The 24,885-nt window shown below is 44.1% G+C and carries 30 protein-coding genes; 29 read left to right on the top strand and 1 reads right to left on the bottom strand.

Features of this window, described 5'->3' with window-relative positions; genetic code table 11:
* Position 1: 1 nt before the first annotated feature.
* From FYJ39_RS03935 to FYJ39_RS03835, 21 genes are all read left to right on the top strand, one after another.
* A complete protein-coding gene (locus FYJ39_RS03935) occupies positions 2–1,021 on the top strand; it encodes a LicD family protein (RefSeq protein ID WP_195840370.1) in 1,020 nt (339 codons plus the stop codon).
* The gene (locus FYJ39_RS03930; protein ID WP_195840369.1) at positions 1,014–1,904 is read left to right on the top strand and encodes a LicD family protein; all 891 of its coding nucleotides are present in this window, start codon (positions 1,014–1,016) and stop codon (positions 1,902–1,904) included. The genes FYJ39_RS03935 and FYJ39_RS03930 overlap by 8 nt, the downstream gene beginning before the upstream one ends.
* Positions 1,894–3,033, top strand: coding sequence for an asparagine synthase-related protein (locus FYJ39_RS03925; RefSeq protein WP_154471156.1), 1,140 nt, complete (start codon positions 1,894–1,896; stop codon positions 3,031–3,033). Before FYJ39_RS03930 ends, FYJ39_RS03925 begins: the two co-directional genes overlap by 11 nt.
* Positions 3,034–3,112: 79 nt before the next feature.
* Positions 3,113–4,246, top strand: a complete 1,134-nt coding sequence (locus FYJ39_RS03920; protein WP_154471155.1) for a LicD family protein — start codon at positions 3,113–3,115, stop codon at positions 4,244–4,246.
* Between the two features lie 2 nt (positions 4,247–4,248).
* Positions 4,249–5,082, top strand: a complete 834-nt coding sequence (locus tag FYJ39_RS03915) for a TylF/MycF/NovP-related O-methyltransferase (RefSeq protein ID WP_154471154.1) — start codon at positions 4,249–4,251, stop codon at positions 5,080–5,082.
* A gap of 13 nt (positions 5,083–5,095) precedes the next feature.
* Positions 5,096–5,809, top strand: coding sequence for a radical SAM protein (locus tag FYJ39_RS03910; protein WP_154471153.1), 714 nt, complete (start codon positions 5,096–5,098; stop codon positions 5,807–5,809).
* 137 nt (positions 5,810–5,946) lie between these two features.
* Complete coding sequence (locus FYJ39_RS03905) at positions 5,947–6,990, top strand: asparagine synthase-related protein (protein ID WP_154471152.1); 1,044 nt, start codon at positions 5,947–5,949, stop codon at positions 6,988–6,990.
* A 5-nt stretch (positions 6,991–6,995) separates the two neighbouring features.
* A complete protein-coding gene (locus FYJ39_RS03900; RefSeq protein WP_195840368.1) occupies positions 6,996–8,222 on the top strand; it encodes a DUF362 domain-containing protein in 1,227 nt (408 codons plus the stop codon).
* A gap of 15 nt (positions 8,223–8,237) precedes the next feature.
* Positions 8,238–8,666, top strand: coding sequence for an adenylyltransferase/cytidyltransferase family protein (locus FYJ39_RS03895; protein ID WP_154471150.1), 429 nt, complete (start codon positions 8,238–8,240; stop codon positions 8,664–8,666).
* A 214-nt stretch (positions 8,667–8,880) separates the two neighbouring features.
* Positions 8,881–9,567: an N-acetylmannosamine-6-phosphate 2-epimerase gene (locus FYJ39_RS03890; protein ID WP_154471149.1), complete on the top strand. Its 687-nt coding sequence runs from the start codon at positions 8,881–8,883 to the stop codon at positions 9,565–9,567.
* A 76-nt stretch (positions 9,568–9,643) separates the two neighbouring features.
* Positions 9,644–10,561 (top strand): dihydrodipicolinate synthase family protein, encoded by a 918-nt coding sequence (locus tag FYJ39_RS03885; protein WP_154471148.1) that lies wholly within the window; start codon positions 9,644–9,646, stop codon positions 10,559–10,561.
* Between the two features lie 258 nt (positions 10,562–10,819).
* On the top strand, positions 10,820–11,275 hold the full coding sequence (locus FYJ39_RS03880) for a YhcH/YjgK/YiaL family protein (RefSeq protein WP_287848259.1): 456 nt from the start codon (positions 10,820–10,822) through the stop codon (positions 11,273–11,275).
* 101 nt (positions 11,276–11,376) lie between these two features.
* On the top strand, positions 11,377–12,285 hold the full coding sequence (locus tag FYJ39_RS03875; protein WP_154471146.1) for an ROK family protein: 909 nt from the start codon (positions 11,377–11,379) through the stop codon (positions 12,283–12,285).
* Between the two features lie 26 nt (positions 12,286–12,311).
* On the top strand, positions 12,312–13,142 hold the full coding sequence (locus FYJ39_RS03870; RefSeq protein WP_154471145.1) for a MurR/RpiR family transcriptional regulator: 831 nt from the start codon (positions 12,312–12,314) through the stop codon (positions 13,140–13,142).
* A gap of 342 nt (positions 13,143–13,484) precedes the next feature.
* The gene (locus FYJ39_RS03865; RefSeq protein ID WP_154471144.1) at positions 13,485–13,871 is read left to right on the top strand and encodes a type II toxin-antitoxin system PemK/MazF family toxin; all 387 of its coding nucleotides are present in this window, start codon (positions 13,485–13,487) and stop codon (positions 13,869–13,871) included.
* A gap of 480 nt (positions 13,872–14,351) precedes the next feature.
* On the top strand, positions 14,352–17,396 hold the full coding sequence (locus tag FYJ39_RS03860) for an SrtB-anchored collagen-binding adhesin (protein WP_154471143.1): 3,045 nt from the start codon (positions 14,352–14,354) through the stop codon (positions 17,394–17,396).
* Positions 17,397–17,408: 12 nt separating this feature from the next.
* Positions 17,409–17,567, top strand: a complete 159-nt coding sequence (locus FYJ39_RS21455) for a hypothetical protein (RefSeq protein ID WP_235919731.1) — start codon at positions 17,409–17,411, stop codon at positions 17,565–17,567.
* 66 nt (positions 17,568–17,633) lie between these two features.
* Positions 17,634–17,960, top strand: a complete 327-nt coding sequence (locus tag FYJ39_RS03850) for a YdcP family protein (protein ID WP_005340715.1) — start codon at positions 17,634–17,636, stop codon at positions 17,958–17,960.
* Positions 17,961–17,975: 15 nt separating this feature from the next.
* Positions 17,976–18,359, top strand: a complete 384-nt coding sequence (locus tag FYJ39_RS03845; RefSeq protein WP_154471142.1) for a YdcP family protein — start codon at positions 17,976–17,978, stop codon at positions 18,357–18,359.
* Positions 18,360–18,457: 98 nt separating this feature from the next.
* The gene (locus FYJ39_RS03840; protein WP_154471141.1) at positions 18,458–19,216 is read left to right on the top strand and encodes a helix-turn-helix domain-containing protein; all 759 of its coding nucleotides are present in this window, start codon (positions 18,458–18,460) and stop codon (positions 19,214–19,216) included.
* A 64-nt stretch (positions 19,217–19,280) separates the two neighbouring features.
* The gene (locus FYJ39_RS03835) at positions 19,281–20,648 is read left to right on the top strand and encodes an FtsK/SpoIIIE domain-containing protein (protein WP_154471140.1); all 1,368 of its coding nucleotides are present in this window, start codon (positions 19,281–19,283) and stop codon (positions 20,646–20,648) included.
* Between the two features lie 5 nt (positions 20,649–20,653).
* On the opposite strand, the gene FYJ39_RS03830 is transcribed toward FYJ39_RS03835, so the two are convergent.
* Positions 20,654–20,854: a helix-turn-helix domain-containing protein gene (locus tag FYJ39_RS03830; RefSeq protein ID WP_004612745.1), complete on the bottom strand. Its 201-nt coding sequence runs from the start codon at positions 20,852–20,854 to the stop codon at positions 20,654–20,656.
* Between the two features lie 111 nt (positions 20,855–20,965).
* Here FYJ39_RS03830 and FYJ39_RS03825 point away from each other — a divergent pair, with 111 nt between their 5' ends.
* The 8 genes from FYJ39_RS03825 to FYJ39_RS03790 form a co-directional block, all read left to right on the top strand.
* Positions 20,966–21,376: a hypothetical protein gene (locus FYJ39_RS03825; protein ID WP_154471139.1), complete on the top strand. Its 411-nt coding sequence runs from the start codon at positions 20,966–20,968 to the stop codon at positions 21,374–21,376.
* 238 nt (positions 21,377–21,614) lie between these two features.
* The gene (gene mobT / locus FYJ39_RS03820) at positions 21,615–22,811 is read left to right on the top strand and encodes a MobT family relaxase (protein ID WP_005428611.1); all 1,197 of its coding nucleotides are present in this window, start codon (positions 21,615–21,617) and stop codon (positions 22,809–22,811) included.
* A gap of 11 nt (positions 22,812–22,822) precedes the next feature.
* Positions 22,823–22,957 carry a DUF3789 domain-containing protein gene (locus tag FYJ39_RS03815; RefSeq protein WP_021374396.1) on the top strand — a complete coding sequence of 45 codons (135 nt, stop codon included), beginning with the start codon at positions 22,823–22,825 and terminating at the stop codon, positions 22,955–22,957.
* Entirely contained in the window at positions 22,958–23,179 is a 222-nt protein-coding gene (locus tag FYJ39_RS03810) for a hypothetical protein (RefSeq protein WP_002323342.1), read from the top strand. It begins immediately after the preceding gene.
* An 83-nt stretch (positions 23,180–23,262) separates the two neighbouring features.
* Positions 23,263–23,571, top strand: coding sequence for a hypothetical protein (locus FYJ39_RS03805; RefSeq protein WP_154471138.1), 309 nt, complete (start codon positions 23,263–23,265; stop codon positions 23,569–23,571).
* Positions 23,572–23,662: 91 nt separating this feature from the next.
* A complete protein-coding gene (locus tag FYJ39_RS03800) occupies positions 23,663–23,959 on the top strand; it encodes a conjugal transfer protein (RefSeq protein ID WP_154471137.1) in 297 nt (98 codons plus the stop codon).
* Complete coding sequence (locus FYJ39_RS03795; protein ID WP_154471136.1) at positions 23,878–24,381, top strand: antirestriction protein ArdA; 504 nt, start codon at positions 23,878–23,880, stop codon at positions 24,379–24,381. Before FYJ39_RS03800 ends, FYJ39_RS03795 begins: the two co-directional genes overlap by 82 nt.
* Positions 24,382–24,398: 17 nt before the next feature.
* A partial coding sequence (locus tag FYJ39_RS03790; protein ID WP_154471135.1) for an antirestriction protein ArdA occupies positions 24,399–24,885 on the top strand: 487 nt, incomplete at its 3' end.

Below are 24,885 nucleotides of genomic sequence, written 5' to 3'. Positions count from 1 at the left end.
AATGGCAAAACGTCCGGTAAATGAAATTAAATTTACGCCTGCGCAGCTACGCAGGCTGCAGATGGTTGAGCTTGACATTTTGCTGGAGCTGGATAGGGTCTGCAGGAAAAACAACATAAGCTATTTTTTATGTGGAGGCACGCTGCTGGGAGCGGTACGCCATGGAGGCTTCATTCCATGGGATGATGATGTAGACGTAGGCTTTTTCCGCGACGATTATGAACGGTTCTGCCAGGTGTTTCCGAAAGAAGCAGATTCCTCCCGGTATTTTTTGCAAACCTGGAAAACAGATAAATATTACCGCTGGAACTATGGAAAGATACGCCGGCTTGGTACGGAATATATTCGTGCCGGGCAGGAGCATATGAAATACAAAACAGGTATTTCCATTGATATATTTCCATACGATTATTTGCCGATAGATGAGGAGCTGCACCAGAAGATCCTTGCAAATGTATACAAGAAATACGTAGATCCCTACCGCTGGAAATGGGAGCTGAGGGATGAGTTTGTAAGATCAAAGGAGATGGGACGTCTGCGGAGACAGGCGCGCTCATGCGCTTGCCTCAGAAAAATAGCATATTCGATTGTAGGGAAATATCAGGCCGATCAATGGTATATGCGTCTGTGGTACAGCTTGCTGTCCTTGCTTCCTGGAAGAGCGGTGGCTGCTCTATTAGAGAAAACCGCCCGGAAATATAATGATATAGAGATATATGGCGGCAAGGGAATCAGACAGTTTGGCTATGCCTTCGATTGGGAGCAGCCGGGACTGGGCTGGCGTCCGGATAAGCTGGCTGAACGGGCTGAGATAGAATTTGAGGGCTTTAGGGTGTTTACTGTAAAGGATACGCACTGGTACTTATCTGGAGATTTCGGAGACCACTATATGGAGCTGCCTCCCCCAAAGCTTCGGTATGCAGTAGCTCCGGCCTCCAAAATTGACTTTGGAGATGTGTTTAGAGAAATGGGATGGTGTACAGAAGAATATTTACGTCCGGAGGAATACCAGAATGATTGAGACAAAGCAGGTCCAGCCCCTGCCGGCAGGGGAGCTGCGCAGGCTGCAGCTAACGGAGCTGGAGCTATTAATAGAGTTTGACCGTATCTGCCGGAAAAACAATATCAGATACACAATGATAGGAGGCACGCTGCTAGGAGCAGTGCGGCATAAGGGCTTTATTCCCTGGGATGATGATGCGGACGTAGCGTTGCTGCGTTCTGACTATGACACCTTCGTTTGGGCCTGTGAACAGGAGCTGGACAGCAAACGCTTTTACTTCCAGGATCGGTTTCAGACCGAGGGGTACCGGTGGGGCTATGGTAAGCTGCGCAGGCGCAATACCTCCTTTATACGCCCCAATACAGAGGATTTGCCCTATGAACAGGGAGTATACATTGATATTATGCCGGTGGATTACATTCCCAACAGTAAAACCGGGCAGTTAATCTGCAACCTGGTGGCTTTTTTCTTTCGCAAGGCCTCCTGGGCGGAAATAGGAAAAAGAACCGAGCCTAATTATGTTTACAAAGCTCTGTACTGTCTGCTGGCTCTCATTCCATTTCACACGTTAAACAGGGCATACAAAGCCTTGATAAAGTGGCTGAACCGTAGACCCACTGAATATTTGCGCTGCCTGGCAGTGCCTGTTGTGACCTCAAAAGGCCATAAGGGCTATTGGCGCTATAAGTCGGAGTGGCTGGATCGCCTGAAGGAGTATGAGTTTGAGGGGTATTCTCTGATGGGCTTTGCCGATTGCCAGCTGCCTTTACGGCGGATGTACGGGGAATATATGGAACCTGTGCGGTTTCCTCCTGTCAGCCTGTCAGCCTACGCTCTGCCTCCTCTTAGGGAAATACAGGTTGATGATACATTAAAGGAAGGGATGCAAAATGATCGATAAGCAATATTGTATGAGCTCTTATATGGCCTTTCGCTATATCGAAAAAGAGGATGTGGATTTTTACGAAGAAACAAAGCATCATAATTTTGTTCCGGCGCCAGAACATGAAAAGATCCTGGTCGACTCAGCCGAAGCCATTGACAGGGAGGTTGCCCAGGTATTTGAAGGGCTTAAGGGGCAGAGGCTTGGAATTATGCTCAGCGGCGGGATGGATTCTGCCAGTCTGGCCTCCTATATGGAGGGCTGCGATGGGTATACCTTCCGATTTCTGAGAGGCGGGTTTCAGACGGAGGAGCTGAAAAGAGCAGAGTATTATGCTAAGGTTTATAATCTGAAGCTTCACTATGTAGATATTAATTGGAGTACGGTGACTGAAAATCTTCAGCCTGTTATGAAAGCCAAGGGCGCGCCTGTACATTCTATAGAGCCGCAGCTATATCAGGCAGCCTTGCAGGCGAAAGGAGATGGGATTGAACGGCTGATTATTGGGAACGGAGCGGATTATATTTTTGGAGGAATGGATCAGCTCCTGTCGGAGGACTGGGCCTTTGATGACTTTGTGGAGCGGTATATGTTCACTAAGCCTCAGGATGTTTTGAAAGAGCCAGCGGATGTTTCATACCTGTTTGAGCGGTATCGGTGTGATAGAGAAAAGAAAATAATAGATGGGGCTGGCAGCGGCGCTTGGGAATTAAGAGATAATAGTAAGTTGGCAGAGCTTGACGGAAATAATGGGGGGGGGGGGTGTATTGATTATCTTAAATTTATGGAGGATGTAGCTTTAATTGAAAGCTTTAGCTCCTATTTAAATGCCTTTCATGCAGCCGGAATGCCCTATACAGATCCTTATGCCAAATTGAAAATGGCGGAGAAGCTTGATTTATACAGAATCCGTCATGGTGAACCGAAATACCTGATTCGTGAGTTGTTTGCAATGAAATATCCGGGGTATCCCATTCCCCAAAAGCTGCCTATGCCAAGACCGGTAGACCTGTATTTTAAGGAATGGACTGGACCTCAAAGAGAAGAATTTAGGAAGGATATTGACATGAGGGCCTTGACAGGAAATCAGAAATGGCAGCTGTATTGCTTGGAGGAGTTCCTGAATCTCTATGAACCGTTGAAGTGACGTATAAAAGGGATTGAGGGTGAAATGCAGCAGCTTTTCATAATGCCTTGGGAAAAAAGAAAGGAATGAACCTATCTAAATGAATAAAAGAAAAACCTATATTCGTCATCCCCGTCTGACTGAAAAACCGCTGATACTGTACCCGGCGGGAGAATATGGACGTAATATGCTCAAGGAGCTGCGCCGCCTTGCTATAGAACCTGTTGCCTTTTGCGATGCCAGCGAAGCTAAAATCGGGACAGTGATTAACGGAGTTGCCGTACAATCCCTGGATAGCCTGCTAAAACGGTATGGAAGAGAGGGGGCAAGGTATCTGATCAATTCTGCTTATAATTATCCTCAGATAGAGGCAAGGCTTACAAGCTATGGGGTGCCCCTGGATTGTATCCTTGCTCCTGATATTTACTCCTATTGTGATACAGGCAGGATTGAGCGTCCAATACAGGTAAGTCAGGAGGAGCAGGCACAATTAAAAAGGTGTCTTCTTGATCTGCTCTGTTTTTTCCATAAGGTATGTAAAAAATACGGCATCCCATATTATATAACCTCAGGTACTCTGCTTGGAGCAGTGCGGCATAAGGGCTTCATACCCTGGGATGATGATATTGATGTGGCGATGCTTCGCAAGGATTACAATCGCTTTTACCGGGTGGTGCAAAAGGAGCTTGGTGATACATATGAGATACAGGAAATGCCGTCTAGAAAAAACCTTGGTCTGAAAAACAGCGTGCTGCGTTTGTTTGCTAGCAGTCAGAAAATGATGATTATGATTGACACGTTTCCGATTGACTATGTCTTCCCATTTCCAAACCGTTTTAATCTGCTTCAGGAGAGAGGCTCCATGTTTTTGTTCAGGCTTGCGCAAGCATGTAGATGGTATGATGGGAGCAGCCGGTTCAGCAAGTTAGGACGTTTCCTTCGCAGGCTGGGAGAGGCGGTTGTGCAGCTCTGCAACTGCTTTGATACGGGATGGACCCACTATTTCATATGGGATACGCCTAATATGTACAAAAGTAGGGTATACAGTAAAGCGCTGATAGGAAAAGGCTCCCTTTTAGAGTTTGAGGGACATCAATTCTATGGGCCGGAGCAATATGAGGATATGCTGCGCCAGATGTTTGGCGAGCGCTATATGGAGCTTCCACCCCAGGGGAGGCGTATCTACCCGCATACAATTTCAGAATTACAATTTCCAGGGAGAGAGGATATATAAGTATGAATAAACGAAAGATATTGATTCACGGAGCCGATACCCGCGGTCAAAAGCTTGCAAAGCGCATTGACGCTATGTTTGAAATTGCAGGCTTTATTGAACGGGACTGTAGTATTCGAAAGGCTGTGGGAGACGCCTTTCCCTGCTATGGGGATCTTAAGGAATATCCGGGAGAGGCGGACTTTATTTTTTCCATTGTCGAGGATTTTAACGGTTTACAGCGGGAATATATGAAAAGAGGGATTCCCTTTGATAAGATATTGGATTTCCGTCATGTTCATCAATACGAAAAGCATATTTTACATCAGTGTCTTGCAAATGAAATTCTGCGCCGGAATGTTCCGGGTGCGGTGGCTGAGCTTGGCGTTGACTTTGGCGATACAGCCAAATACCTGAACCTGTATTTTCCAGACAGGCCACTCTATCTGTTTGATACGTTCAGCGGATTTGACAAGCGAGATATGGACGCGTCCCAGGCACGGACAGCTGATCTGCTTGAATACTACAATGTCCGCTCAAATGCGGAGCATGTATTAGAAAAAATGTTCTATCCTGAAAGCTGCATTATAAAGGAAGGCTATTTCCCTGAATCCCTGGAGGGATTGGAAGACAGGTTTGCATTTGTCCACATTGATTGCGACCTGTATAAGCCGATCACAGCCGGCCTGGAATATTTTTATCCTAGGCTGAACCGAGGCGGCTTTATAGCGGTTCATGATTACTACAGCCTGTCCTTCCCGCAGGCAAAGGAGGCTGTGCGCGATTTTGCCGATAAATACCATTTAACCTTCGTAACCGATTTTTTCTCGGAAACAGCCGTATTTTGCAAGGAGTAAGGAGAGGTGTGAAATGAAGGAATCAGAGAGCATTGAGGAACAGAATAAATTATACATACGCTTCTTAGTGGTAATAGTGGGTCAGGCCTGTAACCTCCGCTGCCGTGACTGCGGTAATTTCGCGCCTTTTGCGCCTAAAGAGACCCTCCGCTATGATGTAAACCGCATCATTGGGCATTTAAAGATAATCACCAAATATGCCAGGATTCGATTATTGCAAATCCAGGGCGGAGAGCCGTTCATATATCCCAGATTGGAGACACTCCTTGAATTTGTGCGGCATTGTCCTGAAATAGAAAAATGTCTGATTGCTACAAATGGCACTGTGCTTCCCAATGTAAGTCCTGCTAGCCTGCGCCACGAGAAATTTATCGTCCGTATCAGCCAATATCCGGTCGCTTCTAACATTAGCGGGAAGGTGCAGCAGTGGCTTTATGATCATTCGATCCGATATGAAATGTATCATTTTGTTTCAAAAGAAGACAAGTGGTTTGATTTGGGCAAGGGAAAGACCTATAAGCCTGGAGCTGAGGCAGAAACCCGCTTTCAAAACTGTCTTTTTCGGAATTGTCTTACCCTGGAGGATGGATTCCTTGGACGCTGCTCCCGTTCGGTTATTGCGTGGAAGCTGCAGGGCTTTGCACCCCGTAGGCCAAATGGGGGGGGGGGTGTTATCTTCCGGTATCTGACAGTGAGACCTTTAGGGTATGGCTGGATGAATATATAAGCAACCCAAGGCATATGGAGGCTTGTTGCTACTGTAACGGTACGGACGTGAGGCTGTCCATTGAGCCGGCGATACAGTTAAAATCTGGAGAAAAGTGGGAGGATTTTTGATGTTACAACAGACAAAGGAGAAGCAGCATGGTTGATAAAAATTTTTGTATGAGCTCATATTTAGCGTTTCGGTATGTAGCCTCCCAGGGGGTTGGATTTTCTGAAACATTAATTCCTCAATATCCCCAGAAACCAACGAATCTAATTCAAAGCGTTGCGTCTGCGGATGATATTGATGCTGCGATTAGGCAGGTCTTAGAGGAAAGGTTTGATAAACAAACAGGAATTTTGTTAAGCGGAGGGATAGACTCCGCTATTCTGGCTTCTTATCTGCCCAAAGGCACAAAAGCCTACAGCATTCGGTTCGTAGCTCCTAACGCAGTGGATGAGACCGTGAAGGCTTCTTTGTATGCCCGGCAGTACAGCCTGGATTTTCATGTTGTAGAAGTTACATGGGAGGATTATTTAAAAAGCGGACCGGCTCTTATGAAGAGGAGGAGGGCTCCGCTCCACCAGATTGAGTGTGCGGTGTACGCAGCCGCGAAAAAAGCTAAGGCAGATGGGATTCATAAGCTTTTAATGGGAAATGGCTCTGACTATTTATTTGGAGGCTTAACCGGACTTCTTTCAAAGGACTGGACCTTTGATGAGCTGGTGGAACGGTATACTATGGTAAAGCCGGAACAAGCCCTGACAAATCCTGTGTCTGTTGTTCCCGTGTACGAGCGCTTCAGGACAGGAAGCAATTCCATTGACCTTTTTGGTTTTCTTGAACAGATACATGGGATTGCTTCGATTCCCTCCTTTGAGAACCCCCTGTCCTTAGCTGGAGTTCAGTCCCTGGAGCCTTATGAAGCAATGCATCTGTCCGTCCCCCTGGATCTGGACAGAATTAGGGGAGGAGAAAGCAAATACCTGATCCGTGAATTATTCAGCCGCAAATATCCTCAGATAGCTGCTCCTGATAAGATCCCCTTCAAGCGGCCCATGGATCAATGGCTGGCAAACTGGCGGGGCCCCGTTAGGCCTGAATTTATCAAGGGCTGCACTGCTTCCATGACTGGAGATCAAAAGTGGCTGGTGTTCTGTCTGGAATGGTTTTTGGATTTGATGGAGGAGGGGGTGCTTTAAAATCTATGGGATATGTATATCGTGTTGCAAGGGCGCGGGCAGAGAGCTATGAATTATCTGAGGTAAAAAGGGCTGTGGATGCCTTGTTCTTCCAGCTGGGCTATCATCCCCACAACCCATTGGGACACATAATTACGCCGGGAATGACTGTTTTTATTAAGCCCAACTGGGTTGCCTCCCGCTGGCGTGAATCCTGTCCTCATAAAGATACTCTGTACAGCGTCATTACCCATCCAAATCTGGTGGAGGTAATAGCCGATTATGCCGCAGTTGCTTTGGAGGGAAGGGGAAAGATTATCATTGGGGATAATCCATCCATAGACGCTGATTTCAATGAATTAATGCAGGTATTAAACCTGGAGCACTTAAAAAGCAAATATAACGTTCCCTGCGAAATTTTGGATCTGCGTCCTCTTATTTGCAGGGATTTAAACTATTATGGACAGAAAAACAAAATGGCCGCTGGGCCAGGCGATCCGCTGGGCCAGGAAACCATTAATTTAGGCCGCCGGTCCCTTTTGTATTCTGTAAATCCGCTTTTGTTCCGTGGGGTTTTTAAGCAGAGAAAGGAGACTATAAAGGCCCATACCAAAGACAACCAGCTCTACGGGTTTTCTAAAAGTATATATGATGCGGATGTATATATATCACTTCCAAAGATGAAGACCCATCATAAGGTGGGGGTAACTCTTAATCTGAAGGGATTAGTGGGAGCGATTACCGAGAAGAACCACTTGGTGCATTGGAGGGTGGGATTTCCCTCCATGGGAGGGGACGAGTATCCGGATTTTAAGAGCTGGGTCAGAGGAAGCCTTGCCAAGGTAAAGGAGCGGGGAGCCTGGAGCGGAAATGACACCATATGGAGGATGGTTGTAGATTTATACCATGGGATGGAAATGAAGAAGCGGGGTTACTTTACGGTAGTAGACGGAATAATCGGAGGGGAGGGCAAGGGGCCTTTCTGTGTACATTCAAAGCCTTCTGGTATGCTGGTAGCCGGTGAAAGCCTTCTGGCAGTTGATTTGGCTACGGTAAAATTAATGGGTCTGAATCCCCGGAGGATTCCCTATTTAAATTATTTTTTGGAACATGAAATTGCTTTAGATGAAATTGAAGTTTCAGATGAAGCGAAGCACATGCTTACGGCTGATCAAATAACAGGGAAGCAATTAGACTACCATCCTTCGGAGGGATGGAAGGAGCTTAGGGAGGATGGGCAATGGCTTTCATAAAGGAGAGGACGAAAGATGGCAAACTATAAGATCGGATATACGACAGGAGTTTTTGATTTATTTCATATTGGACATTTAAATTTGTTGAAACGGGCAAGGGAACAGTGCGATTATCTCATTGTAGGCGTAAGCAGCGACGATCTGGTAGCCTATAAAAATAAGCGTGCTGTGATACCCTTTGAGGAACGGATTCAGATTGTAGAAGCGATCCGGTATGTAGACAAGGCAGTGCCCCAAACGAATATGAATAAAATGGAGGCGTGGAGAACCTATCAGTTTGATGTTATATTTGTAGGCGATGACTGGAAAAACACGGAGAAGTGGAATCGGTTTGAGGAGGAGTTTCAAAAGGTCGGAGTAGATATTGTCTATTTCCCTTATACGAGGAATACATCCTCCACTCTTTTAAATGAAACATTGTTAAAGCTAAGAGCGGGTATATAGCAGAAAATGGGCAGAAGCCGGGCATATGCAAAATGCTTTGTAGAAACAACCTTCGAGGAATTGTGCGGTATGCATAAAAAAAGAGAGATAAAATTGGTAATATATACAATAGAAATGTAAAAACAGTGAAAGAACTTTCTTGATTAAATGAAACTATTGAAAATAAATTCATGTCTGCTATACTAAGATCATAAGAACAAAGGAGGAGCAATACATGATCGAGAAAGTTGAAAACCTAAAGGGAAAGCTGATTGTTTCCTGTCAGGCTCTGCCTCATGAACCACTTCATTCTTCCTTCATCATGGGCCGTATGGCTCTGGCAGCAAAGGAAGGGGGAGCCTGGGGCATTCGGGCTAATACCAAGGAAGACATTGCTGAGATTCAAACTCAGGTGGATCTTCCAGTTATAGGAATCGTCAAGCGTGATTATGAGGACAGTAAGGTATACATCACCCCTACCATGAAAGAGATCCATGAGCTTATGGAGGTTAAACCGGAAATTATCGCGCTGGACGCAACATCGGATCTGAAACCCGGAGGCCAAAGCCTGGAGGATTTTTATAAGGAAATCCGTGAAGCCTATCCTGAGCAGCTGCTGATGGCGGATTGTTCTACTGTGGAGGAGGCCCTTCATGCGGATGAGCTGGGGTTTGACTTTATAGGAACAACACTGGTAGGCTATACAGAACAGAGTAAAGGTCTTAAGATTGAGGAAAATGACTTTGAAATCATTCGTGAGATTGTGGCGAAGGCAAAGCACCGGGTGATAGCAGAGGGGAATATCAATACGCCGGCCAAGGCCAGGCGGGTGATTGAACTTGGGGCCTTCAGCGTAGTGGTTGGTTCTATTATCACAAGGCCCCAGTTGATTACAAAGGCCTTTGCTGACGAATTGAAGTAGGTCAGACAGCTGAAGCAATGCGCGTAAGCGTCTGAAGGACAGATGCCAAGCGTTCATAACGAGAGGAGAATAGGAAATGGCAAATTTAGAGAAGTATAAAGGCATTATCCCTGCATTTTATGCATGCTACGATGAGAATGGAGCTATCAGCCCTGAGAGAGTAAGGGCATTGACCGAGTACCATATCAAAAAAGGCGTGAAGGGTGTGTATGTAAACGGTTCCTCTGGTGAGTGTATCTACCAGAGCGTGGAGGATCGGAAAATTACTCTTGAGAATGTTATGGCAGCAGCAAAGGGAAAGCTGACCGTAATTGCCCATGTAGCCTGCAATAACACCAAGGATAGCGTGGAACTGGCAAAACATGCCGAGAGCCTGGGTGTGGATGCCATCGCGGCGATTCCCCCTATTTATTTCCGCCTTCCAGAGTATGCCATTGCGGCCTACTGGAATGCTATGAGCCAGGCTGCTCCCAATACGGATTTTATCATTTACAATATTCCTCAGCTGGCTGGAGTTGCTTTAACCCAGAGCCTGTTTGCTGAGATGAGAAAGAACCCAAGAGTCATCGGTGTTAAAAATTCCTCCATGCCGGTGCAGGATATTCAGATGTTCAAGGCTGCAGGAGGAGACAGCTATGTGATTTTCAACGGCCCGGATGAGCAGTTTATCAGCGGCCGGGTGATCGGAGCCGATGGAGGCATTGGAGGAACCTATGGAGTTATGCCTGAGCTGTTCTTGAAGATGGATGAGCTGGTAAAGGCAGGCAGGCTTGCCGAGGCTATGCCTGTACAGTACGCAGCCAATGAAATCATCTATAAGATGTGCTCCTGCCATGGCAATATGTACGGCGTAATAAAGGAAATACTCCGTATCAATGAAAACCTGGATTTAGGAGGCGTAAGAGAGCCATTGCCGCAGTTGATTGAGTCTGACTATGTAATTGCGAAGGAAGCAGCTTCTATGGTAAAGGCGGCAGTTGCCAAGTACTGCTAGAGCAGCTTTAAATGAGAGAAAGGAAATGCGTCCCTCCCCTTTTGTGACAGCTCAAAAGGGAAGAGACGCCATTTAGTATACAGAAAGGGAAGTTCGCAAGGCAGGGATTTATAGTAATTGATTGGGGGCTTTTGGTAGTGTATCGGGCGGCCGTATTACTGGCAGGCCTTTGCTTTTCTAAGAAGGAGATAAAAGGGGAAGGCAAATATCAATCAAAGCCTGAATATCAGGATACTTTTTAATGAAGGAGGAGAAGCTGTGATTTTTGGAAATATCAGACAGAAGGAGACCTACCGTTTTCTTCCAGACGAGCTGAAGGAGTGCTTTGACTATGCAAATACGCATGACCTGGCAGGGCTTGAGAAGGGCTGTCATCCCATTGACGGAGATCGGCTGTTTGTAAACATTGTGGAGTATGAGACGACTGCTGCTGAAAATCGCTTCTGGGAGGCTCACAGGAAGTATCTGGATTTGCATTTGCTCCTTGAAGGACAGGAGCAGATTGATTTAAACTTTATAGAGAATATGATACAAAAGGAGTTTGTGGAGGCTGATGATTTCCTGCAGCTGGATGGAGAGCCTAACAGCCGGGTGATCTTGAGAAGGGGAGATTTCTTGATTTGCTATCCTGAGGACGGGCACCGCACAGCGATCAAGGTGGAACAGCCGGAGAGAGTTAAAAAGGCAATCTTCAAGATAAGGATTAATCAGTAGTAAGCCTTAAGAAGAAAGAGAAAAGGCAAACCGCATGGAAAAGAGCAGGTTTGCCTTTTACGGATGATATAATTTAATCGGATAAGGAGGCGGTAAAAGAGATGAGGAAATACATATGCATTGACATCGGAGGAACAGAGATTAAGCATGGGGTGTTGAATGAGGAAGAGCAGTTTCTGACAAAGGGAAAGACGCCTACGCAAGCCTGGAAAGGCGGGCCCAGTCTTCTTGAAAAGGCGGTAGGAATTGTGGCGGATTATCTGAGGGAGTGGAAGGCCGAGGGAATCTGTGTCTCTACCGCAGGGATGGTGGATGTAGAAAAGGGGGAGATATTTTACTCTGGCCCTCTGATTCCTAATTATGCAGGGACAAAAATCAAAGCCAGGATGGAAGCGGAATTCGGCCTTCCCTGCCAGGTGGAGAATGATGTAAACTGCGCAGGTCTGGCAGAGGCCAGGTCTGGTGCGGCTTTGGGAAGCAGCCCGGCACTGTGCCTTACTATCGGAACTGGTATCGGAGGCTGTATCCTGATCGGAGGCAGAGTATTTCACGGCTTCAGCGGCAGCGCCTGTGAGGTAGGATATATGCATATGGACGGAAGTGATTTCCAGACCCTGGGAGCTGCCAGCATTTTAGTCAAGAAAGTGTCTGCTGCCAAAAATGAACCAGAGGAGGAGTGGAACGGCTACCGGATATTTGAACTGGCAAAGTCAGGAGACGAGATCTGCGCCGGAGCCATTGAGGAGATGTGCCAGGTGCTGGGAAAGGGGATTGCTAATATCTGTTATGTCATAAATCCCCAGGTGGTAGTGCTGGGTGGAGGTATTATGGCCCAGGAGGAGTATTTAAAGCCCAGAATAGAGTCTGCAATTACAACGTATCTGGTGTCCAGCATTCGGGAAAAGACAAGGCTGGCTTTTGCCATGCACGGCAATGATGCCGGGATGAGAGGGGCCTTCTATCACTTTATGGAAAGAAGCGGCAGGGCGCAGGGATTATCAGAGCCGTAAGCTCTAAAAGAGGAGGAGAGCGTCCTATGGAGTATTTGAGATCAGTGATTCCTGTAATTGAATCCAATTATGAGAATTTTACCCCGGTAGAGAAAAATATCGGGGATTATTTTATTTATAACAGAGAGCTGGCAGATTTTTCCGCAAAAACGGTAGCAGGAAAGCTGTTTGTATCGGAAGCGTCCCTCTCCCGATTTGCGAAAAAATGCGGTTTTCGGGGATATAGGGATTTTATCTACCAGTATGAAGAAAGCTTTGCGGTGAATCGGGAGGATATTACCGGAAATACCCGGACAGTGCTCAATGTTTATCAGGAGCTTTTGAATAAGACCTATAATCTTGTGGATGAAAAGCAGGTGGAGCGTATCTGCCGCTTTATAGCTAAGGCAGGCCGCGTATTTGTCTGCGGACTGGGCAGCTCCGGCCTGGCGGCAAGGGAGATGGAGCTGCGGTTTATGCGGATCGGAGTGGATATTACCTCCATTGACCATGGAGACATGATACGGATGCGCGGGGTATTTCAGGACGAAAGCTGTGTGGTTTTCGGCGTCAGTATTAGCGGCGAATCAGAGACTGTCCTATTTCTCCTGGAGGAAGCCCACAGGAGAAAAGCAAAGACTGTACTTCTGGCAGCCAGAAAAAAGCCGGAGCTGGATGCTTTTTGCGATGAGGTAGTGCTGCTGCCCTCGCTGACCCATTTGAATTATGGAAATGTAATATCTCCCCAGTTCCCTGTTCTGGTTATGACAGATATTATCTATTCTGGTTATCTGGCTCAGAATAAGTATGAGAAGGAGGTGCTTCATGACAGTACCCTAAAGGCTCTGGCAACCGGGAGGTACAGGCCGATGGTCTGAGCCACAGACTTATGGCAATGCTGCTGTGTTCTGGGAAGCTTCTTGTGTACAGGAGCCGGGGAAGCTGTTGCTTTTGGGGATGGATGATGGACGTGGATATGCCTTTCTGTACAAGAAGGCTGTGGAGGAGGAACTGGAGACAGAAGTGCGCCGAAAGCGGAAATGAAAGGATTTCCAGATGGAGCATGATTTTGTATCTATGTGGAATAAAGGGAGTATATACGTGGCGCCTACAGAAATATTTACAGGAAAATGCAGAAGGCTTGATTAAAAGTTAAAATAGCGGGGACAATTTCTACAGGTCAGAGCTGACCGGATAAAAAAATTGAAAGAGGAGCTGCTATGAACAGAGAACATAGAACGAATATGCAATATGTGTACAGGGGTGATTTATATTTCGCGGATCTGTCTCCGGTGATAGGCTCAGAGCAGGGCGGCGTACGTCCTGTACTGGTAATTCAGAACAACGTGGGAAATAAATACAGTCCTACTGTGATTGTGGCTGCCATTACCAGCCGCACCACCAAAGCTTCTATACCAACTCATGTAAGCATACCCAGAACCAGCAAGGGGCTCAAGCAGGATTCCACAGTTTTGGCCGAGCAGATCCGAACTATTGACAGAAACCGTCTGAGGGAATACATAGGACATCTGGAGCAGGAGGAGATGGAGAGAATAGATAAGGCAATGGTTACAAGCCTTGGGCTGGGCCATCTGCTGGAGGCCTGAGAATAGAAGGGGACATAAAAATGCAGTGCTTTATTGGGCCACGGCATATTACTGTATCCTCTGGCTGTATAAAAGGATGATTTGCTGTACTTTATAGTGGGTTTATATTCCCATGTACTCCCGGCAACCAGAGCAGAGAAAATGAAACTGATAGCGGGAGCATTTTAAGGGCTGGAAAACTGGCCCTTTTTACCGTAAAAACACAATAAAAATCTGATTATCCGCTAAAACACAGTATCTATCAGCATTTTCAAGGAAATAAACACATCAATTTACTACTTATTTACTACTAACGAATGAGCCTTGATACGCAAGTTTTCCTAGATATGCAAAGATATGGTACAGCACATCAGTATTGAAACAAGAAAAAATTGAATAACTTATAGACTATGGAACGCCTAACATGACGTTCCTTTTCTATTTTCAGCCGTTCTTATTGGACGGCTATTTTATTACCCGAATGAAAGGAGCATTAGATTTATGAAAAAGACATGGAAACGATTGTGTACGGGCTTCTTAGCTCTTGCAACTGTCGTTACTGCTTTACCGACTACACCCGTTCATGCAGAAAGCAAGCAATACTGGACGGAAAGTGCGGAGCGTGTCGGTATCATTGAAAAAGTAATGAATGACGGTTCTATCGGTTCGACATTCAATGAGGGCTATATGAAAGTCGAGGGCGAAACTGCCTATTGTATTGACATCAATACAGATTTTAAGAACGGCTACAAGACCAGAGCTGACGCAAGCTCACGCATGAGTGCCGACCAGATTTCAGATGTGGCGTTATCCTTAGAGTATGTCAAACAGTATGGCGAAGCTCACAAGGAACTGAACTACAAGCAAGTCTATCTGTTGGAACAATGTGTAGTCTGGCAGAGATTGAGCGTACATCTTGGCTGGCAATGTGATAACGTGCGAGCTTCTTATGACGAAATACCAAAGGCTACGCAGGACGAAGTTTTCGCTGGTGCAAAAGCCTTTGTCAAAGAAAATAAAGGACGCTATGAATGTGGCGGTTATATCTACTCTGGCGAGGGGCAGGAATTGGGACAATTTTGGGCGAAGCTGAATGTCGGAAATGCGAAACTGCAAAAGACTTCCAGTAATACCAGCATTACCGATGGTAACGGGAATTACTCTATCGCTGGTGCGACCTACGGTGTCTTTGCTGATAAGGACTGCACGAAACAGCTTGCCACCCTTACGACTGATAAAAACGGAAATACAGACGTTGCAGAGGTAACGGCTGGCACAGTTTATATCAAGGAATTATCCGCACCAGCAGGATATAAAGTAGATAAAACTGTATATTCTTTAAAGGTTGAAGCTGGAAAGACAGCGACCTTGAATGTATCTGATACACCAAAAGTAACAGACACTTTGATTGAGCTTTTCAAGATTGATATGGAAACACAGAAAGACAATCCGCAGGGGAACGCTTCTCTAGCAGGTGCGGAATTTACATGGAAGTATTATGCAGGCTTCTATACTAAAGACAATCTTCCTGCCGAAGCTACTCGTACATGGGTTACAAAGACAATCGCTGAAACAGACAACGACGGGACAACCCACTACATCACAAAATTAGCGGACGCATACAAGGTATCTGGCGACAGCTTCTATATGCAGGACGGCAAAGCGGTTCTTCCACTTGGGACACTAACCGTTGAAGAAACAAAAGCTCCAAACGGCTACTTGTTAGACGGTGCATATATGCAGGCTGGCGATAAGTCCGAACAGATTAAGGGCTTATATGTAACACAGATTACCGAGGACGGCGACCTTGCCGTACTATCTGGAAGTAACCAGTTTTCCGTATCAGACAAGGTTATCCGTGGCGGTGTCAAAATTCAGAAACGAGATTTAGAAACGGGCGATACAAAGCCACAAGGAAGTGCCACTTTGAAAGATACTGCCTTTGACATCATTTCCTTAAATGATAATTCTGTTTTAGTTGAGGGAAAGCTATACAAGAAAAATGAAGTGGTAAAGACAATTCGTACAGATATTGAGGGTGTCGCTTCTACTTCTGCTGACCTCTTACCTTATGGAAAATTCCGTATCGTTGAAAGTGAAGCTCCCGACGGTTACTTAACTGACGGTGCAAAAACGATTGATTTTACAATCACAGAAAATGGAAAAATCGTGGACTTAACCGACGAAGCCCATTCTATCTACAATCAGATTAAGCGAGGGGATATTGAGGGCGTAAAAATCGGTGCAGGTACACACAAGCGTCTTGCTGATGTTCCGTTTAGGATCACAAGCAAGACGACGGGCGAAAATCATGTAGTGGTAACTGATGATAACGGGCAGTTCTCCACTTCTGCTGAATGGGCTTCACATAAGCATAATACCAACGCAGGTAAGACCAGCGAGGACGGTGTGTGGTTTGGGACTTCTGAACCAGACGACAGCAAAGGTGCGTTACCTTATGATACCTACATCATTGAAGAATTACGCTCTGATAGTAACAAAGGCTTTGAACTTATCCCACCTTTTGAAATCGTGGTATCAAGAAATAACCTTGTGATTGATTTAGGAACGCTGACTGATGAATACGAAAAAGAAATTTCTATCCATACCACAGCGACCAGCAAGGACGGCGAAAAGACTATCCTTGCAGGAAAAGAGGTTACAATCGTTGATACTGTAAAATTAGACGGACTTACCAAAGGCACAAAGTATCAGTTGAAAGGCTGGCAGATGTTAAAAGAAGAAAATGCCGAGCTTATCATTGACGGGAAACGTGTAGAAAACGATTATACCTTTGTCGCTGATGATGAGGAAATGAAAGTGGAAATTTCCTATACATTCAATGCGTCTGCTTTAGGTGGCAAAAACCTTGTTACCTTTGAAGAATTGTATGATTTAAGCAATCCAGACGAACCCGTGAAAGTTGCAGAACATAAGGACATTGAGGACGACGGGCAAACGGTACTTATCACAGAGCGTATCATCAAGATACATACTACCGCTACCGATAAGGACGGCAACAAAGAGATTGAAGCTGGAAAAGACGTTACAATCATTGATACCGTAACCTTAGAGGGCTTAGAAGTCGGTACACAGTACAAACTTGTGGGCTGGCAGATGTTGAAAGAAGAAAATGCAGAGCTTCTTATCAATGGAAAGCGTGTGGAAAGTGATTATACGTTTACTGCTGACAGCGAAGCTATGAAAGTGGAAGTTGCCTTTACCTTTGACGCTACTTCTCTTGACGGCAAACAGCTTGTAACTTTTGAGGAATTGTACGATTTGAGCAATCCAGACGAACCGAAGAAAGTTACCGAACATAAGGATATTGAGGATAAGGGACAGACAATTACCTTTAAGGAAAAGCCAGAAGAACCAGAGAAACCCGAAACACCACAGACACCAGAAAAGCCTAGCAGACCTAGCGACAGTCCCAAAACGGGCGATAACACAAACCTTTACGGACTGCTTGCACTTCTTATGACTTCTGGTGCTGGGCTGGCAGGTATCTTCTTCTACAAACGCCGTAAAATGAAGAAATCATAAGGCGGTAACGGTATGATGAAAGAAAAATCACGCTCTCCGCCGAAGCTGTCAAACGGCAGACTTTTGCTTATTCTGGCTTGTCTGCCTACGACCTGCAAGAACACAGATAGTCAAGGGTGCGAAGCATACATTTTACCCTTTACTATCTGTGGGATTGCTGGTACTTCCTGAACTGCCAGAATAAGAAATCACAATCAATTAACTTATCAAATATAGAAAGAAATGAGGTAAAACACTATGGAAATGAAATATGTCGTGCCAGATATGGCACAGTCTTTTGGAACTCTTGAATTTGCAGGCGAAAGCGACCATGTTTTTGACAGAGATAAAGATAACCGTAGATTTTTCGCAAGAAGAAGCTACAACCTTTATTCAGATGTGCAGAGAGGGGAAAATGTTGTCGTGGAAATTCCCGTGCAGGCTGGCGAAAAGCATTTCAAGTATGAACAGAAAGTAAAACTTGTCAATCCGAAGTTATACGGCAGAGGTTACGCAATCGGGGATATGGGACATACCGATTATGTGTTGCTTGCTGATGATATTGTGGCAGTTGAAGAAAAGTAAAGGAGTGAAGAATTTATGAGATTATCAAACGGTTTTGTCATTGACAAAGAAAAAACATTTGGAGAATTAAAATTTACAGCGGTGCGTGATGTGTTCTTGCAAAATGAGGACGGGACACCGAGTAGCCAGCTTAAAAAGCGTATCTATGACTTGAAGTGCAGTTTACACGGTGGAATTATCCCCGTGTCTGTACCGCCAGAAGTACCGTTAAGGGAATTTCCGTACAATGCAGTCGTGGAGCTTGTCAATCCAGTAGCCGATACCGTATCAAGAAAGACTTTTGGTGGTGCAGATGTGGACTGGTATGTAAAGGCAGAGGATATTGTATTGAAGAATAAAGGCAACCAGAACGCAGGCAATCCACAAAACAACAACACGCAGGGACAGCCGAAAAAATAAAAATTCTCCTCATAAGTTAGAAAAATAGCGGTACTCTCCCGTTAGTAGATTGCCTACCTTATCGTAAATGGTTAAAATAACGATAGGAGGTGGCACAAATGTATCAAATCAACAATGAAAAATTCGGAAAATTTTTAGCCGAAGTGCGAAAGGAAAAACAAATGACACAAAAGGACTTAGCAGATAAGTTGTTTGTGTCCGATAAAACAGTTAGTAAATGGGAACGTGGAAACAGTATGCCAAATGTTACATTACTTATTCCTATTGCTGACGTACTTGGTATTACAGTAACAGAACTTTTACAAGGAGAAAAATTAAAAGAAAACAAAACATTAGATAGTGATGTAGTAGAAAATCTTGTTGTAAATTCGTTAGACTTGTCATTGCGTGATACTATTCGTCAACGAAAAAAGAACTGGATATTTGCATTTCTTATCTCAATCGGTGTGGTAGTTGTAGAAGCAATATTATTAACCGTTTCTGGAATTTCCATAGAAGAAATGGGAGATAGTCTGTATATATCTGCGTTAATGCTTTTGTTTGCAAGTTGGTTTTGCATTTTCGCAAAAGAACTATTGCCGACATATTATGATACAAACAAAGTTAATTTTGTATCACAAGGAATTTTTAGAATACACATGGCAGGTTTATCATTCAACAATGCAAACTGGGGATATGTATTAACAGTATTTAGAGTGTTTACATTAGGAACTGCTATTCTATATCCTATTATCTGCTATATTAGTTTTCTGATTGGTGGTATTTCTGTATGGGATAGTGTAAAATATCCAGCTATCCTTATTTTAGTAATCGGACTGTTAGTAGTAACCTATATTGTTGGAAAAAAATATGAATAACGATATAAGCAGTTAGTCTTAGGATTGACTGCTTTTTTCGTACCCAGAAAGGAGTGATTGATTTATGCGTAAGATTTGGAACAAAGGACACCGTATCAGAGCCAGCGATAAGTACCTTGTCTACCACACTTCCATAGGGACGCTTCTGTTTGTATTCGTGGTGGTTCTTCTGCTATTGAATATAAAACAGCTCATGCGTACCGATTGGGAGCATTTTAGTTTGTTAGAAAACGGCTTGACGCTCTCCCCTTACAACTTCATAACCATACTGATAGCGACTGGTGTTTGTACATTGGTCGCTTTTCTGTATTACCGCTTCTGTTACGACAGTTTTAAGAAGCTCCTGCACCGTCAAAAGCTGGCAAGAATGATACTGGAAAATAAGTGGTATGAAGTAGATACCGTACAAGACAGCGGTTTTTTTACTGACCTGCAAAGCAGATCAAGGGAAAAAATCGTCTGGTTTCCAAAGATTTATTATCAAATGGAAAAAGGACTGCTTCATATCCGCTGTGAAATTACGCTGGGGAAATATCAAGACCAGCTTTTACGGTTAGAGGATAAATTGGAAAGTGGTTTATATTGTGAACTGACCGACAAGACCCTGCATGACGGCTATATCGAATATACCCTGCTTTATGATATGATAGCAAACCGCATTACCATTGATGAAGTACGAGCAGAAAACGGCTGTCTTAGACTGATGAAAAATCTTGTCTGGGAATATGACGCACTCCCTCACGCTCTGATTGCTGGTGGGACTGGTGGCGGTAAAACCTATTTTCTGCTGACGCTCATTGAAGCCTTACTGCATACCAACGCTGTCCTTTATATCTTAGACCCGAAGAACGCTGACCTTGCGGACTTGGGAACAGTTATGGGAAATGTGTATCACACCAAAGAAGAAATGATAGATTGCGTCAATGCCTTTTATGAGGGCATGGTACAGCGAAGTGAGGACATGAAGCGACACCCGAACTATAAGACGGGCGAAAACTACGCCTATCTGGGACTGCCACCCTGCTTTCTTATCTTTGATGAATATGTGGCATTTTTTGAAATGCTGGGGACGAAAGAAAGCGTGAGCTTACTTAGCCAGTTAAAGAAAATCGTTATGTTAGGGCGACAAGCAGGTTATTTCCTTATCGTTGCCTGCCAGCGTCCAGACGCAAAGTATTTCTCGGACGGTATCAGAGATAACTTCAATTTCCGTGTGGGATTGGGGCGTATCAGCGAATTAGGTTACGGTATGCTGTTCGGTTCAGATGTGAAAAAGCAGTTTTTCCAGAAACGTATCAAGGGACGTGGCTATTGTGATGTGGGAACAAGCGTGATAAGCGAATTTTACACGCCTTTAGTCCCAAAAGGACATGATTTTTTACAAGAAATCGGCAGACTGGAAGAAAAAAGGACTGCAAGCAACGAAAGCTGACAATCCTACTTCAATTTCAATATGTCGTTTGGGGAACATTCCAGAAAATCACAGAGCTTTGCAAGGATTGTGAGGTCAATTCTGGAAACTTTGTTCTTGCAATAGTTATTAAGCTGTGTCCGTTGTAATTTGCACGCTTCACAGACTTTGTTTTTACTGATATTCTTCTCTTTCAAAAGATTTTCTAAATCAATATATACCTGCATACGCTGTACCTCGTCTTTTCTTTGAATTATAAGATACAACTGTATTGATAAATAAGATGTATTACCGTAGACTGTATTATAATACACCCTACAAGAAAGGACAGTAACAGTATGTGCAAAAAGAGAAAAATCATAACAATCACGGTACTTTTTGTGCTGGGAGTGGTGTTTTCCTATCTGCAATGGGGACGTGAAATTGATGTAGCAGGAAGTATAGGGACTTCATCAGAAAACTTCCATGAAGAACACGTTACCTTTACGCTCAACCGTCTTATCATAACAGACAAAGAAAAGTGTGCAGAGGAAATCATCAAAAAATGCAGGGAGAATGATTTTGCTTCTACTCTGTTCAGCTATGATGTGGCAAAGCCAAACGCTCTATATGGTACGGTGTACCGTTCCCGTTTTTCCATGAAAGGACAAAAGCCTTTGTTTCATTTCCGCTATACGCAGACAGCGGACACGCTCGGTTCATACAACATTGTTGATGATCCAGAAGCGTTCACGCTGGTAATCGAATAACGCAAGGCAGGACGGGACGGCGACGTGCGAAGCGAAAGGCGACGGCACGGACTAGCCGTTGCTGGTGTGGCGTAAGCCACGCCAGCAGGTAAAACCCCTCGGTATCTAACAGAGGGGTACGTTTGCAAATAGACAATAGACAAAAAACATAGGAAACATAAGACTTCTGGCATGGTTTCCTAACAAAAATCGGCTGTGAAGTCGCTTTAAAAAACTTCACACTTTATAGATTGGGGGTATGGTTCTGAATGAAGAACAATGGATAAAAGAATTACGGGAGAAACGGATTGCTTACGGTATCTCACAAGGCAGGCTGGCGGTGGCTTCTGGTATCACAAGGGAATATCTCAACAAGATAGAAAGCGGAAAAATGAAGCCGTCAAAGGAGCTTTTGGAAACTTTGCATAAAGAACTGGCAAGGTTCAATCCAGAAGCACCGCTTACCATGTTGTTTGATTATGTAAAAATTCGTTTTCCCACGCTGGATATACAGCACATCATCAAAGATATATTAAAACTGAATATCAATTATATGCTCCATGAAGATTACGGACATTACAGCTATACGGAGCATTACTCTTTAGGGGACATCTTTATCTATACGTCGGCTGACGAAGAAAAAGGTGTCCTTTTAGAGTTAAAGGGGCGTGGTTGCAGACAGTTTGAAAGCTACCTGCTGGCACAGCAAAGAAGCTGGTATGACTTTCTCATGGACGCACTTATAGACGGGGGCGTGATGAAGCGTATCGACCTTGCTATCAATGACCATACGGGCATTTTGGATATTCCAGAGCTTGCGGAAAAATGCAGGAAACGGGAATATATCGGAAAGTCCAGAAGCTATAAGTTTTACCAGTCGGGCGAGCTTATCAAGCACAGAGAGGACGACAGAGAATATATGGGACGTACCCTTTATCTTGGTTCGCTGAAATCAGATGTGTATTTCTGTATCTATGAAAAGGACTATGAGCAGTATGTCAAGTTAGGGACACCTCTGGAAGAAGCCGACATTATCAATCGTTTTGAGATACGGCTTCGCAATGAACGAGCTTATTATGCAGTACGAGATTTGCTGACCTATTATGACGCAGAGCAGACCGCCTTTTCTATTATCAACCAGTATGTGCGGTTTGTTGATGAAGAACCAGACAAGCGAAAAAATGACTGGAAACTCAATGACCGCTGGGCTTGGTTTATCGGAGATAACAGACAGAGCTTGAAGCTGACGACAAAGCCAGAGCCTTACACCTTAGACCGTACATTGCGGTGGGTACAAAGGCAGGTAGCACCGACCTTGAAAATGCTAAAAAAGATTGATAAGGGAAACGGTACAGACTACATGGAAACAATCGAACAGCAGGCAAAGCTCACAGAAAAACATGAAATGATAATCAAACAGCAGACGACCCCTGCAAAAGATTTAGTAGAAAGTTAGGAGTGATAAAAATGTGGGTATTATTAAAAGACTTCCTGCTGGTATCTATGGGAATGGGTATCGGCGTAGTCTTGATGTGTATTTTGAATGTCGGCAAAGAAGCTGACTGTGAAATGAAACAATTAGAAGAAAGTGAGGACAATTAAATGAATTTCGGACAAAATTTATATCAATGGTTTTTATCAAACGCACAGAGCTTAGTGCTTATGGCGATTGTGGTTATCGGTATCTACTTAGGGTTTAAACGTGAGTTTTCCAAACTTATCGGCTTCTTGGTAGTTGCCTTGATCGCTGTCGGTTTAGTATTCAATGCTGGCGGTGTGAAAGATGTGCTGTTAGAACTTTTTAATAAGATTATCGGAGCATAAAATTTTATTGTGGTACTGATATGCGAATGGTATAATATGGATATGAAAAAAACGACGAATTAGAGGTTGTAGAGGTGATTAGAATGAAGAAACTATATTGCATGAACTGTGGTGCTCAAATAAAAGGAGGAATACCTAACAAATGTTCTTGTGGAGCTGAATTTGATTTAGCAGATACAAAAAACATAAAAAAAATAATTACAAGCATTATATTCTTTGTAATATTAATGTCTCCACTGCTTATTCTTATTCACTTTGGCAGACAATATTTACAAGCGTCAATTATTTTATATGCTTTACTCCTAATTCTAGGTGTTTTTTGGTATCGTATCGTACAAACTATTTTAGTTCGTCTTGGGTTAGTAACTATGACGAACATTGAAATTAAATAACAACAATAACATCTTCACAACTCTACTGAGCAGGAAATCTGAAAAGGTCTCCTGCTTTTTTCATACCTAAATTTCAGATTGGAGTGATGAAATGAACGATATTTTTAAAGATATGCAGGCAAACGTCGGCTGTGAATACATTTCCGACCTGCCCTCTTACAAGCGTAAGGTGTGGCATGAAATGAAACAACTGAACTCTGCCGATTATGAAGAAAGACAGTTAGAAGATTTTTCAAAGTATGTGTTTGGTATGCCGTACCAGACCTTAAAAGATGTAATGAAACAACAGAAAGGACGTGAGGAACAATGCAGGAAACAAGGGTGCTGGTGGAAACGAAAGGAACAACTGGCGAAAAAACAATATCATACTGGTTTGACCTGCCGATAGATGTTGCCGAGTTTGAAGAAAAGTTAGGTGTCGGTGCAGAAAGTGGGGATTACCGCATTATCGAAAAGGTGTTGCCTTATGCTGATGAAGTCCACGAACATACAAGCGTGTACCAGCTCAACGAATTAGATTTTATGTACCGCCAGCTTTCAAGCGATATGCAGGAAGAATATGTATCACTACTTACGGTGTTTGAGAATTTAGAAGCACTTTATATTTGCAGGAACGTGATTACGGTTTATCCCGACTGCAAAAGCATGATAGATGTCGCAAGGCAAAAGCTGATGAATGACCCGACGTTCAAGCATTTATCCGAGGACTGTCAAGAATATTACTTTGACTTTGAAGCCTACGCTTCTCACTTGCAGGAACACGGGAAATTTTTAGTAACGGAACACGGTATTTTTGAACTGCCAGAGTAGGAAATGAGGTGGTGCTTATGATTGATGATATGGCGGTTTATATTGCTAATCTTGGCAAATACAATGAGGGCTATTTAGTCGGTGCTTGGTTCACGTTCCCCATTGACGAGGAAGATGTGAAAGAAAAAATCGGCTTGAATGAACAGTATGAAGAATATGCAATCCATGATACCGACAACTTCCCGATTGCGATTGGCGAGTATGTTTCCATTGAAGAACTCAATGAGATGTATGAAATGATAGAGGAACTTCCCGATTATATCGTAGAGTGTCTGGACGAATTTATCAGCCACTACGGGACGCTGGAAGAAGTCGTGGAACACAAGGACGACATTTATTATTATCCCGACTGTGAAACCATGACAGATGTTGCCTACTACTACATAGACGAATTGCAGGCACTTGGGGATATTCCACCCAGCTTACAGAATTACATTGACTATGAAGCCTACGGGCGAGATTTGGATATGGGCGGTTGCTTCATTGAAACAAGCCGAGGTATGT

Origin of the sequence: Clostridium porci, assembly GCF_009696375.1 — a bacterium.
Classification (GTDB): domain Bacteria; phylum Bacillota; class Clostridia; order Lachnospirales; family Lachnospiraceae; genus Enterocloster; species Enterocloster porci.
Note: the sequence above shows the minus strand (reverse complement) of the source record. Positions and strands in the feature narration are given on the sequence as shown.